Source organism: Cellulomonas fengjieae (assembly GCF_018388465.1).
Taxonomy (GTDB): Bacteria; Actinomycetota; Actinomycetes; order Actinomycetales; family Cellulomonadaceae; genus Cellulomonas; species Cellulomonas fengjieae.
This window is the reverse complement of sequence record NZ_CP074404.1, coordinates 1,776,653-1,788,322: the sequence shown is the minus strand read 5'-3', so window position 1 is coordinate 1,788,322 and position 11,670 is coordinate 1,776,653. Positions and strand designations below refer to the sequence as shown.

General features: G+C 71.8%; 13 protein-coding genes. 4 read left to right on the top strand and 9 right to left on the bottom strand.

From position 1 onward, the window contains the following. The 4 genes from KG102_RS08280 to KG102_RS08265 form a co-directional block, all read right to left on the bottom strand. A complete protein-coding gene (locus tag KG102_RS08280; RefSeq protein WP_208290021.1) occupies positions 1 to 600 on the bottom strand; it encodes an AAA family ATPase in 600 nt (199 codons plus the stop codon). Between the two features lie 19 nt (positions 601 to 619). Then, a complete protein-coding gene (locus KG102_RS08275) occupies positions 620 to 1,522 on the bottom strand; it encodes a hypothetical protein (protein ID WP_208213564.1) in 903 nt (300 codons plus the stop codon). Positions 1,523 to 1,578: 56 nt separating this feature from the next. Beyond that, entirely contained in the window at positions 1,579 to 2,958 is a 1,380-nt protein-coding gene (locus KG102_RS08270; RefSeq protein WP_208290022.1) for an FGGY-family carbohydrate kinase, read from the bottom strand. A gap of 417 nt (positions 2,959 to 3,375) precedes the next feature. Next, positions 3,376 to 4,668: a cation:proton antiporter gene (locus KG102_RS08265; RefSeq protein WP_208290023.1), complete on the bottom strand. Its 1,293-nt coding sequence runs from the start codon at positions 4,666 to 4,668 to the stop codon at positions 3,376 to 3,378. 251 nt (positions 4,669 to 4,919) lie between these two features. Between KG102_RS08265 and KG102_RS08260 the strand changes: the two genes are divergently transcribed. The 3 genes from KG102_RS08260 (at position 4,920) to KG102_RS08250 (ending at position 7,019) form a co-directional block, all read left to right on the top strand. After that, entirely contained in the window at positions 4,920 to 5,717 is a 798-nt protein-coding gene (locus tag KG102_RS08260; RefSeq protein WP_213363048.1) for a GAF and ANTAR domain-containing protein, read from the top strand. 347 nt (positions 5,718 to 6,064) lie between these two features. Then, on the top strand, positions 6,065 to 6,682 hold the full coding sequence (locus KG102_RS08255) for a GNAT family N-acetyltransferase (protein ID WP_208290025.1): 618 nt from the start codon (positions 6,065 to 6,067) through the stop codon (positions 6,680 to 6,682). Positions 6,683 to 6,815: 133 nt separating this feature from the next. Continuing rightward, on the top strand, positions 6,816 to 7,019 hold the full coding sequence (locus KG102_RS08250) for a DUF2188 domain-containing protein (protein ID WP_208213569.1): 204 nt from the start codon (positions 6,816 to 6,818) through the stop codon (positions 7,017 to 7,019). Positions 7,020 to 7,234: 215 nt separating this feature from the next. Here KG102_RS08250 and KG102_RS08245 read toward each other — a convergent pair whose 3' ends face one another. The 4 genes from KG102_RS08245 to KG102_RS08230 all read right to left on the bottom strand — a co-directional run bounded on the left by KG102_RS08245 (position 7,235) and on the right by KG102_RS08230 (position 9,838). Next, the gene (locus KG102_RS08245; RefSeq protein ID WP_213363047.1) at positions 7,235 to 7,651 is read right to left on the bottom strand and encodes a hypothetical protein; all 417 of its coding nucleotides are present in this window, start codon (positions 7,649 to 7,651) and stop codon (positions 7,235 to 7,237) included. A 260-nt stretch (positions 7,652 to 7,911) separates the two neighbouring features. Next, entirely contained in the window at positions 7,912 to 8,430 is a 519-nt protein-coding gene (locus tag KG102_RS08240) for a DUF2243 domain-containing protein (protein WP_208290026.1), read from the bottom strand. A gap of 22 nt (positions 8,431 to 8,452) precedes the next feature. Beyond that, on the bottom strand, positions 8,453 to 8,725 hold the full coding sequence (locus tag KG102_RS08235) for a hypothetical protein (RefSeq protein ID WP_243884858.1): 273 nt from the start codon (positions 8,723 to 8,725) through the stop codon (positions 8,453 to 8,455). 150 nt (positions 8,726 to 8,875) lie between these two features. Next, positions 8,876 to 9,838 carry a PAS and ANTAR domain-containing protein gene (locus KG102_RS08230; RefSeq protein WP_208290027.1) on the bottom strand — a complete coding sequence of 321 codons (963 nt, stop codon included), beginning with the start codon at positions 9,836 to 9,838 and terminating at the stop codon, positions 8,876 to 8,878. Between the two features lie 422 nt (positions 9,839 to 10,260). On the opposite strand from KG102_RS08230, the gene KG102_RS08225 reads away from it, so the two are divergent. Further along, positions 10,261 to 10,971 carry a GAF domain-containing protein gene (locus KG102_RS08225; protein WP_208290028.1) on the top strand — a complete coding sequence of 237 codons (711 nt, stop codon included), beginning with the start codon at positions 10,261 to 10,263 and terminating at the stop codon, positions 10,969 to 10,971. Positions 10,972 to 11,253: 282 nt separating this feature from the next. Here the strand turns inward: KG102_RS08225 and KG102_RS08220 are convergent, their stop codons facing one another. After that, positions 11,254 to 11,661 (bottom strand): hypothetical protein, encoded by a 408-nt coding sequence (locus KG102_RS08220; RefSeq protein ID WP_208290029.1) that lies wholly within the window; start codon positions 11,659 to 11,661, stop codon positions 11,254 to 11,256. Positions 11,662 to 11,670: the final 9 nt, after the last annotated feature.

Below are 11,670 nucleotides of genomic sequence, written 5' to 3'. Positions count from 1 at the left end.
CTATGACACCGATGGCACATCCCCACGGACGGACCCGCCGAGCACGCGCTCGAGGACCGGGCCGACGAGCGCCTCCGGTGCCTGACCAGCGTCGGCACGGATGTGCGGCACCCGCGGGGCGGCGAGGTCCAGGCCGGACACGCCGCCCTCGCGAGCGAGCCTGGGTGCGTCCCGACCGGCACGACGTCGTCGGATCCGCTCCACGACGGCCACGGCGTCGATCTCGAGCCAGACGAGGGACGGCCTGCCGCCCGCAGCCTCGAGCCGAGCCGCCAGGGCGGCCCACGCCGTCGGGTCGCGGCGCTCGGCCGTGAACGGAGCTACCAGGACGACACTCAGGCCCAGCCGCAGGTTCTCCTCTGCCACCGCGATGATGGCCGCGTAGCGCGCGTCCCGGGTGGCGAGTGCCAGCACCGGGTCGTCGAGGTCCTCGACCCCCAGCAGGTCGCCGATGACGGCGGTGAGGTCCGCCGTCGCGGTGTCGAGGTCGAGCAGGGCGGCGCCCAGCCGCGGCGCCAAGAGGGCGGCCAGGGTGCTCTTGCCCGACCCCTGGGGGCCCGTGACGACGACTGCCAGGGACTCCCCGCCCGCCTCGTTCACCGCACTGTCCGACGACCGCTCATGGTGCGCCGACCGGCGCCCCGTCGACGACCGCGGCGAGCTCCCGCAGGCGGGGCAGCGCGCGCGTCGTGAGCAGGTCGTGCCGGGTCTCGTGCGAGACCGCGAGGCTGTCCTTCCAGAGCGACCGTCCCGCCATCGCGCCGCTGGCGCCGTTCGCGACCGCGATCTCGACCTGCTTGATGAACGTCTCGTGGTTCACGCCGGCGGACAGCACGGCCCAAGGCACGCCGTCGGCGGCCGCCGTCACGGCCACGCACGCGGCGGCCGACCCCGGGTACGGAAGCTTGAGCACCTTGGCGCCGCACTCCCCCGAGATGCGCGCCGAGTCCGCGACCAGCTGCGGGAAGACTGCCTGGTAGTCGGCCTCGCTCTCGTCCTCGAGCCGGTACGTGAGCACCTCGACGATCAGCAGCAGGCCCTCGGCCTCGCAGGACTTCACCAGGTCACGGATCTCGTCGCCCACGCGGGAGGCGGCATCCTGCTTGTCGGGCCGCATGTACCAGAGCATCTTCGCGACGTCGCCGCCCAGCTCACGGACGGTCCGCGCCGTGACGCCGTCGACGAAGTGCGTGAACTTCAGCCCGTCGACTGTCTCGAAGCCGGATGCGTCCATACCGACCACGAGCGCCGTGCCGCGGGCGAGCGTGCCGTCGTCGACGATCGCCGGCAGGGCGACCTCCGGGTCGAGCAGGATCGCTGGTGCCTCGTTCCCGAGGTACTCCACGAGGTCGGCCTTTGCACCGGCGAGCTGTGCCAGCGTGACGGACCCCGGTCCGTCGGGCGCATCCGTCATCACGGCCTTCATGCCGTTGCGCTGGTCTGCCGCCACGATCAGCATGTGGCCGGCGGGCGTCGAGATCGCGGCCATGCCGCGGCGCTCGAGGGTGGTGAGCTCGTTCATGGGACTCTCCAGGTTCTCTTCGGTTCCGAGCGGCTGCTCGCGGACTGTGCAGGACGTCAGGCCGAGTCGCGGCTCACCGCCGGTTGGAGGTCTCTTTCGAGAAGACCCATGGCGAAGAGGGCTGCGCCGTACGCGGTGTCCTGGTCACGGCCGGAGACGACCAGCCCGGGAAGCACGGCACCACGCGCTCGTTGGACGCTCGCCATCCCCGCCCATCCGCCGGTCAGGAGGCTGGATCGGGCCGGCGCAATCACTCGGTCCATGGCGTCGATGAGGAGCTGGATCTCGTCGTTGCTGTGCCGCAGCACGGCGTTGAACAGCTCCGCCGGGCTGACACCGTCCCCACGGACGGTCAACGCCAGCACTCCGTCGTCGTTGCGGGCACCACGGACCTCGACGCTGCCCGGGTCGAGCCCGCCCTCGAGCGCCAGCGCCGAGGCTTCCTCGTCCAGCCTGTCCCGGCCTGCGCGGTCGGTGATCCCGGACAGCTGCAGGGCGCGGCGCATCAGTAGCCCGCTCTTCACGCCGGCGACGACCACGCTCTGGCCAGGGATGACGTGTCGGACCGAGTTGATGAAGGACCGGGCGAGCTCTGCGCGGTCGTCGAAGGACAGCGGCTCGTCGACGACCCGCAGGAGCACCTCCGCGGTCCCGATGGACACGTGATAGCGGTCGCGTGCGATGGCTCCACCGGACACGGCCGAGACGAGGTGGTCGTGGCCGGCGACCGTGACGTGGGCGCCCGCGAACCCCTGGGGCACCCAGTCGGCCCTCGCCGATCCCAGCGCGGTGCCGGCGTGCACGAGCGGCGGGAGCAGCTTCTCGGTCGCTCCCAGGTGCTCGATCAGCTCCCGCCAGGGTCGCCCCGTGTCCTGGTCCAAGAGTCCGGTCCGCGAGGCAAGCGAGTACTCGCTCACCCCTTGCGCGCCCATCGTCACCGCCATGAACTCCGGCAGGTTGAACCACCGCCGGTCGCGCAGCTCCACCCCGGCGTTGCGCAGGACGATGAGCTTGGCGACGGACACCTGCGCCCCCGCTGGAAGCCCGGTGCGGCCGGCGAACTCCTCGAGCATGTGAGCCGGGAGGGACTCGATCTCTGCCCGACCCCGCGGGTCGAACCAGGCGATGCCCGCCGCGACGGCCCGGTTCTCGCGATCGACCAGGAACCCGGTCTCCCCCATGCCCGACACGGCGAGCACCTCGACCGCGGCGAGTGGGTCAGCCGTAGCGACTCGCAGGTCCTGGGCAGCATCCGTCAGGAGCGTCCGGACGCTCCTGACCAGAGCGTCCGCATCGAGCGTCGTCGTCCCGGCGGGCCCCGGGTGCCAGGGCGTCGGCTGCTGGCGGACGAGCACCTCGTTCCCGAGCTCGTCGGCGATCAGGACCTTGATCCCGGTGCTTCCGAGGTCGAGCCCGGCCACGTGTCGTCGGCTCACCGCTGTCGCACTGCTTCCTCCACTGGGGCATCGATTCGTCGTGCTAGCTGGTGGGCCGCGCGTCCGCGGCCGTCCGTAGCTCGGACCGGTGATGACACCGGTGTCTGACACCGGTGTCATGTCTGCCTCGATAGTGTGTGGCCCGAGTAGCTCTTGTCAATCCCCTCGGCCCCCTCGACGAGCCGGCGGGCGCGGCACATCGATCATGAAGCGGAGGTGTGGCTGGCCTGTCGCCGCGGAGGGCCTGCAGATATTGCGCTGGCTAGGTTGACGTTCTCTGACGGGGTGCCGGGAGGTCGTTGCCCAGCCGGGAACCGTCGCGGTGAGTTGCTGACGGGTGCACCGGTGCGCCCAGCACCGCCACCCATGGCTCGTACTCAACTCCGTCGATGCGGTGGCTGCTCTCGGAGGCCTGAGTCACACGGGAGTCTCAGCGGCGTTGCCGCCCGCAGACCGCGCGTGCCGGTCGCGCCGACGGTCGAGTGCGCGCATGACCGGAGTCGCGGCTGCCCCGTGGATCAGCACCGAACCGACGACCGCGAGGGCGACAATCGCCCACAGCCGGTCCGCGTCGGCGAAGTCACCCTCCTGGACGGCGTAGGCGATGTAGAAGAGCGATCCGACGCCGCGCACGCCGAAGAACGCCACCACGGCGCGCTCGCGCGGTCCCGTCCGACCGCCCCGTAGCGCCACCCACCCAGCGAGCGGCCTCACCACCAGGAGGAAGACCAGCACCAGACCCACCTCTGCCCAGCCGAACCCGGTGAATCCCCCACGCACCAGCGCCCCACCCAGCAGCACGATCACAGCCACCGTGAGCAACCGCTCGATCTGCTCGACGAAGGCGTGCAGCACCTTGTGGTACTGGTGCTCGCGCTCGGTGCCGCGCAGGGCGACCGCGCACACGAACACCGCAACGAATCCGTACCCCTCTGCCAGCTCGGCCACGCCGTAGGCGAGGAAGGTGGCCGCGAGCGCGACGAAGCCCTGGGTGTGTTCGGTGATGTGCAGCCGCTCCGCGAACGTCGAGAAGAACAGGCGGCCGAGCAGCCAACCCACGAGGAACCCGATGGCGACCCCCACGCTCAGCCGCCACACGATGTCGAGCAGGAACCAGTGGCCCAACCAACCGCCTGGCGCCACCCCCGAGAGGCTGACCGCGATCGCCGCGTAGGTGAATGGGAAGGCCAGACCGTCGTTCAGGCCGGCCTCAGAGGTCAGCGCGAAGCGGGCTTCGTCATCCTGGGTGCCGGGCTCGTCGACCGGTTCGCTCACCTGGACCTCGGTCGCCAGCACCGGGTCCGTCGGGGCGAGCGCCGCGGCGAGCAGCATCGCGCTCGCCGCACCGAGGCCGAGGGCGGCCCAGCCCAGGACTCCGACGGCGATCATCGACAGAGGCATGGTGATTCCCAGCAGCCGCCAGGTCGTGCCCCAGGACCGCCACGTGAACGGGCGGTTGATGGCCAGACCGGCACCCATCAGGGAGACGATCACACAGACCTCGGTCAGGTGCAGAGCGATGTCCGGGTGCTGGCTCGGACTGGGGTCCGGCAGCTGGGGCAACAGCCAGAAGCCCAGCGCTCCCATGGCGAGGAACACAGCCGGCATAGAGATCGGCGCCCGGACCAGTAGCCGGGGCAGCACGGCCGCGGCCAGGGTCGCCACGCCAACCGCCAGGAAGATCGCGGCTGGGCCATCGACAGGGAACACCTGCCCAACGTACGGGCGAGGAAGGGAACCGGCCCGGTGGCCCGGGGGGCATCGGTAAGCGTGCTGGTGGAGAACGCGCCCTGCCGTGCCAGCTGCAGCGCGGACAGCGCCTCGGTGAGCTCGTTGCGTGCCCAGCACCGTGCCCAGAACAACGAAGCCGCGGAGCGGTTGGCCGCTGGACGGGCTCAGCAGATCGGATCGGGTTAGTGTCGCAAGACGGGTCGGGACCGATGTGTCCGGCCAATCCGCAGGTGGAGACGTCGCCGTGTGGCCAGGTGGCGACTTGCGGCGGGGGTGGCTCCGTGAGTGACCGGATCATGGCGCTCGCACAGCTGGCACGAGTGATCGCGTCCGCGCCGGCCGAGGAGCCGCTCCCCGTGCGGCTGTGTCGTGCGTATGTCGAGGTCCTCGGGGCGGATGGCGGCGCCATCACACTGTCGTCGACGACGAGCCAGCGACTGACCCTCAGCACGTCCGACGGGGTGTCGGCGCAGATCGAGGACCTGCAAGACGTCCTCGGCGAGGGGCCCGGCCAGGACGCGTACCGCAGCGGTCAGGCGGTGGTGACCAAGGTCGATGGGCTCGGCGGGCGGTTGTTCCCCGTGTTCTCCGGGTTGGCGAGCAGCCTCACAGGGCCGCTGACGGTGTGGGCGATCCCGATGCAACCGGGCGAGGCGACGCTCGGAGTCATCACCGTGTACCGCGGGACCGGCGAGCTGTCCTACAGCCTGGAGGACGCCCAGTTCCTCGCCGACTCCGTCGGCGCCGCGCTCCTGGACGACCCGAGCGCGCACGGCGCCACGCCGTTCGCGGGATGGTCGAACCGCGCCCGGGTCCACCAGGCCACGGGCATGATCGTCGCGCACGGCGGCTTCACGCCCGAGGACGCCCTGGTCATCCTCCGCGCCCATGCGTTCGCCGAGAGCACGAGCTTGGACCGCATCGCGAGCGACGTCATCGAACAGCGCCTCGGCTTCACGCCGTGGCAGACGGGCGGCACCACCCCAACTGCGCCATGGGACGACGGCCCGAAGGACCACGGGCCATGAGCGACCGCAGCCGGAGCAAGCTCCGCCGATGTGCTCGGATCGCTCGTGCGGGGCTACGAGTCCGCGCGGCTGGCTCACCTTGGCCGATCAGCCCACCCCACCCCACCCCGACCCGGTCGGCACGTTCGCCACTGCTCTCCCGGGCCTCGATCTCACCGACGAGCTGGCGGCCTGGTGGGCCTGGCACGACGGGATCACCCAGACCCTCGGTGTCGTCGCCCCATCGGTGGGTCGAACATGCTGTTCCGCTCGATGGCGCAGACGATCGAACTGCGCCGGATGGAGCTGGACATCGCGGCACAGGCCGAAGCATTGTCGCGTCACAGCGCCGCGGCTACCGTCGGCAGATGGACGCTCGGGACGTTGTCGTCGACGGTTTTCGGATCCAGCCGCTCAGCCCGCTGACCTGGGACGCCTTCGCCGACCTGGCGGAACGCCACAACGGCGTGTGGGGCGGCTGCTGGTGCACCTACTTCCACCTCTACCCCGAACTCGACGAGGAGTTCCGCGGACTCGACCACCGCGAGTTCAAGCGGCGGTTGGTCGAGGCGGGCCGCACGCACGCGGCGTTGGTGTTCGACGGCGACGTCGCGGTGGCGTGGGCCCAGTTCGGGACGGTCGACGAGCTGCAGAACATCCACCACCGCAAGGAGTGGGAACGAGGGCTCGAGCGCCGGCCCGACTTCCGGATCACGTGCCTGTTCGTGGACCGCGACCACCGACGCTCGGGCATGGCGTCCGTCGCTGTCCGCGGTGCGCTCGCGCTCATCGCGGCGGCGGGAGGTGGCCTGGTCGAGTCGTACCCGCACGACCTGCCGGTGGGCAAGAAGACCTCGGCGTCCTTCCTCTACAACGCGACCCGGACCATGTACGAGGAGCTCGGCTTCACCTATCAGCGGCCCAAGGGGAAGGGCAACTGCGTGATGACCACCGAGGTCGCCGCCGACACGAGCGCGGCGTCCTGATCGAGTGGGCCCGGCTCGGGGCCGACGTTCGGCTTCGGGGTCACGTCGGCTCACCGCGCGCGACGAGGTCGCGCCGACCGACCCCGCGGGCGGACCGGTGCTCGGTGCCCGACGGCATGAAAGGAGGAGTGCGATGTCAGACCACCCGGTGCACACCGTCCCCGGGGAGGGCTGGTGGCTCAACGAGATCGCCGCTCGGCAGGTCGGAGAGCGGTACGCGACGCGTGAGGAGGCCGTGGCCGCGGGGCGGGCCGAGGCACAGGCCCGGCACGTCGAGCACCACATCCACGACGAGCACGGTCTTGTCGACCGGACGGAGAACTACAGCGGTGCCTAGGTTCTCCGGGACGACCGACCCGCGGGACTCCTCTGAGCGATCCGCCCTGGCGAAGGCGGTGAGGCCGTGCCGACTGCGCCAACCCGACGAGACAGTGCACCTGTAGCAGGGCGAGGCCGGTTGTCAGCGCACGGATCGATCCGCGTCGGCACGCACCTGAGACGCGTGAGGGGGAGACGGCGGTGCCGTCTCCCCCTCACGGTGCTGCCCTCGGGTCAGCGCGTGCGGTGTGCCTCGTCGCGCTCGTCGTCGTCGCCTTCGATCTCCTTGGCAAGGAGGAAGGACCCGATGGCCCACAGGGCGGCGCCGATGAAGCCGACCCACACCCCCAGGTCGGCGGCGAGGTTGTCGCCGCGCTCGAGTCCACCCATCGGGTTCAGGCCGAAGGCCAGGCACTGGATGGCTGCAGCGATACCGACGGCCATCGACACGAGGGTCAGGCCGCGGTGCTGTCCGCGGCGCGCCCGCTTGCGGGCATAGAACAACGCCACGAGCAGGCCGATGCCCAGGTAGGCGATGAACGGGACGAGCGAGTCGGTCTCGTAGCCGGTGCGGGGGTCTGCACCCTCGTCGGGGTTCACCCAGTTCAGCAGCGGCGAGATGTTGAAGACGACGATCCCGGCAGCGGCCACCAAGAGGCCGGTGCTCTTCGCGCGGCGGGTGTCGCGGGACGAAGTGGTGGAAGCGTTTCCAGTCGAGGCGCTCAAGAGTCAGTCCGTTCGTTTGGGGGGGGCGGCGTGCCCGCTTCCTGGGCTTTGCCGCCAACAAGCGTTGCACCGTCTACCGGGTCCCGCCACTGGTGGCTCAAGCGCGCGAGGCCCGGTCGGGGCTCACGCGAGCGCGCCCTCACGCTCCCGGCGGGCGACCCGGCACCGCGAGCGCGGTACCCGTCTCACGCCAGGACGGACCGGCGGGCCAGCGCCCGGCGTCCGGACACGTGCAGCGCCCATCCGCCGACGAGCAGCGCCGCGCCGAACGCCAGGAACCCGAGATCCCACACGAGCGGCCCGCCGAGGTCGTCGCGGACGTGGTGCAGCTCGAGGATGTGGTGGTCGATGATCCCCTCGACCAGGTTGAAGATCCCCCACCCGGCCACCAGCAGCCCGATCTGGAACCGCCACGTGGGCGCCAGCCGTCCCCGGCGCCAGGCGACCAGCGTCAGCAGCATGCCCAGCACCACGAAGACCCACGTGAGGCTGTGGAACAGCCCGTCCGCAAAGGTGTTCGCCTCCAGCCCTTCCAGCGTCGTCATCGGGTGGTCCGGCGTGTGACTGACCATGTGGTGCCACTGGAGCAGCTGGTGGATCACGATGCCGTCGATGAATCCCCCGAGGCCGAGGCCGAGGATCAGCCCCGGCGCGATGCTCGGGGGCTTCGGGTCCGCTGGTCCGTCGTGGCTCGTCGTCGTCATGTCGCTCCAGGGGTCGCGATCGTCAGGGGCGGGGGTGGGTCCGGGACCAGCGACGCTCGTCGCGGCGCCTGCCCATCGCCGCGGCACAGCGCGGGCAGACCACAGCGACCTGGTCGGCGTGGGCACCCGTCGCGGGCTGCACGTCGGCCCACGCCACGTGCGGGAACCGCGTCAGCCTGCTGCGGTGCAGGCTGAGCCCGCACACCGTCTGGTTGGTACCGCTGCGCCAGGCATGGACCTCGCCCGCGGGCCGACGGACGCCGTCCGGGTCCGTCCACGTTCCCGTGGCAGCCACGGCGTTGCCCGTGCTCCTCGCGCCCACCTGCCACCTCCGACGTACGTCGTGGAATGGTCTCTCGGCAGGCGCGCCTTCCACGCGGGCCCGCCCCATCGCCCCAGGCCGGCCCAGTGGTCATCACCGTCCTCTGCTGGTGCCCGCCGGCGCTCACCGGGCGTGGGCAGCGTGGCTCTCCGGGGAGGACCCGGCCCGCGCGCCGACGGAGGCGGGCTGCGCGTCGACGACGATCCGCATCGTCGTGCCGAGGCCCTCGCTGCGTCGCCGGGCGGCCGTCAGGACGAACCGGGCGACCGCACCGACGCGGTCGACACCCCGCAGGTCGACCGCGACGCTGTCCCGATCCCGCCCCGCGGCGATGAGCCGGTTCAGGGCGCTGGAGACGTCGCCCATCGACATCACGTCGACACAACCGACCAGCCGGAGCGTCGGCACCGGTGCGCGGTGGTCGAACGAGAATCGCAACGGCGCGGGACGGGCCTGCTGCTGCGGGACGGCGGCGTCGTCGAGGAGCGCGACCAACGTCTCGTCCACCAGGGCCCGGACCTGCGGACCGAGACCGCCCGCTGACTGGACCGCCGCCATCAGCCTCTCGGCGAGCACCCGCAGGCGGATGTTGCGCTGCTGCGAGGCCCAGCGCAGAAGCTGGAACGCGGCGTCGCCGTCCACGCCGTAGACGGCCATCAGCGCACCCTTGGCCTGGTCGATGACGGCGTGCGACTCCAGCGCGCGGTGCAGCTCGGCGTTCACGCCGTCGGCGACCGCCCGGCGGTGCCGGTCGGAGTCGTCGACGACCAGCCCTCGGACGCTGTCCGGTGGGTCGGCCGGGCTGCCCGCGCTCATGGCGATGAGGACGGTGCGCGTCTCTCCGCGGAGGTCGACGAGCCGGTACTCCGAGGCGGCCGGCTGTCCGCCCGTGAGGTCCACGTCCAGGAGGTTGTCGACCCGGCTGCGGTCCTCGGGATGTACGTGGCTGAGGAACAGCGCGCGCGTGGGCACCACGTCCCCGGGCGCCATCCCGTGCAGCGCGAACATCCCGTCCGACCACGACCATCGAGGTACCCCGGTGGAATAGGTGAACTGGCCCACCGTCATCGTCGCTGCGGTAGTCACAAGAGCCTCCACTGCTCACCACGAGGACGGGGCGCCGGGACACAGGCTGCTGAGCTGAACCTACGGGGATCCGCCCGGCCGACCGGAGACCGGGTCGGCTTGGGTGAGCTAGTTCACACTAGGCCGATGCCGGGCGTCCCGCGACAGAAGGGGACGTCCACCGGGCGGACGGAGTCGCTCGGGGCTCGACGTGGACGCGGCCCACGACCACCCCGTGCACGGTGCGCTCGAGAGCCCATCGACCGTGAGCCACGCGGCTCGGCGCACCATCGAGGAAGCGGACCGGCGACGATCGGACCGGGCACCGGAGACCGGCGTCATCCCCGCCGAGGTGTGCGATGGTGAAGGAGCGCCGGTCCCCCGGGTCGCCGTCCGCAGGTCCATCAGCGCTCGACCCGGGCCGGCGACCAGGCGAGGACCCGATGAGCGACTACAGGGACCTCAGCGGACGGGTCGAGGCCGAGGCCGCACTGGCGCAGTGGTGCCTGGGTGACTTCGCGCTCCGCGCGGCCGCGCACCTCGGGACGGACAGCGAGTGCAGCATCACGCTGCGCCGGACCGGCCACGCTCGGCGCGCGGCCAGCAGCAGCCACCGGGCGGGGCACTGCGACGACGTGGAGAACCAGGAGCACTCCGGCGGCTGTATCGAGGCGATGGACGAGATGCACGCGGTGCTCGTGCCCGACCTCGCCCTGGAGGACCGCTGGCACGACTGGACCCAGGCGGCGCTGACCGTGGGATTCCGGTCGGCAGCCGCGTTCCCCTCCTCCGCAGGACCGGATGCCGAGATCGCCTTCAACGTGTACTCGGAGCGGGTCGCCCCGTGGACCCGGGACACGATCGTGCGTGCCGACATGTACGCGCAGCAGATCGGCCTCGTGATGGGCCTGGTGCTGAACGTCACGGACCTCCAGGCCAAGCTCGAGGCGTTCCAGACCGCGCTGGCGGCCCAGGCGGCCATCGACCAGGCCATCGGCGCCATGATGCAGAACCAGGGCTGCACAGCGGACGAGGGGCTCACGATCCTGCGCAGCGCGGCCGGCAACCGCAACGTCGACCTGCCGCACGCCGCCGCGGCGGTGCTCGGGGGCCTCGGCGGAGGACGGGACGCCGGCGGTCCGCCGCGCGACTGAGCGGGGCGTCAGGGCGCCACGCGGCTCCGCGAACCGTCGACCTGCCTGGTCGAGGAGGCGGCCGCATACGCTGGGGGCCGCGCGGGCCGCCCGTCGGGGCCGGTGTGAACCGTCCTCCCCAGGAGAGCCCCCGAGCCCGAAGGAAGCACATGGCGAGAGTCGTCCGCTGGACCCGCGCGTTCGTCGCCCTGTGCAGGTCTCAGAGCGTCCGGGCGCTGGGTCGGGGCCGACCGGGCCGGCGGCATGGCGGGCGCGGGCGCGCGGGGCGCGGCTGACCGCGGTTCACCGCGGGTCGCCACCCCCGCCCTGCAGGTCGCCCTCCCCCGCCGCTCGCCGGCGGCGACCGCGCACGACGAGGGCCACGATAATCGCCGCCGCGACCACGACGACCGCGACGATGAAGGCGACCGTGCCGCCGGACACGGCCCGGCCGGTCATCTCCTCGGGTGTGTCCTGGTGGGGGCCGCCGACCCCGTCGTCGTAGTCGGTCGCATGGTCCGGGGTGGGCACCTCGGAAGCCGGGCCGGACGTGCTGCCCGACCCACCGGTCGGGCTCGCGTCGGCGACGACGGCCGCGGAGGCAGCCCCGCCCAGCGCGAACCACGTCCCCGGGATCACGAGGAGCAGGGCCATGAGGACGATCACGGGCGTGCGGCGGCGTGCGCGGGTCAGGGGCGCGGCGCTGGACATGGGGCCTCC

Bases quoted from the DNA above. Each gene is read 5' to 3' on its own strand.
- KG102_RS08220 (WP_208290029.1), bottom strand. From the start codon at position 11,661: ATGTCCAGCGCCGCGCCCCTGACCCGCGCACGCCGCCGCACGCCCGTG.
- KG102_RS08250 (WP_208213569.1), top strand. From the start codon at position 6,816: ATGTCAGACCACCCGGTGCACACCGTCCCCGGGGAGGGCTGGTGGCTC.
- KG102_RS08225 (WP_208290028.1), top strand. From the start codon at position 10,261: ATGAGCGACTACAGGGACCTCAGCGGACGGGTCGAGGCCGAGGCCGCA.
- KG102_RS08275 (WP_208213564.1), bottom strand. From the start codon at position 1,522: ATGAACGAGCTCACCACCCTCGAGCGCCGCGGCATGGCCGCGATCTCG.
- KG102_RS08240 (WP_208290026.1), bottom strand. From the start codon at position 8,430: ATGACGACGACGAGCCACGACGGACCAGCGGACCCGAAGCCCCCGAGC.
- KG102_RS08255 (WP_208290025.1), top strand. From the start codon at position 6,065: ATGGACGCTCGGGACGTTGTCGTCGACGGTTTTCGGATCCAGCCGCTC.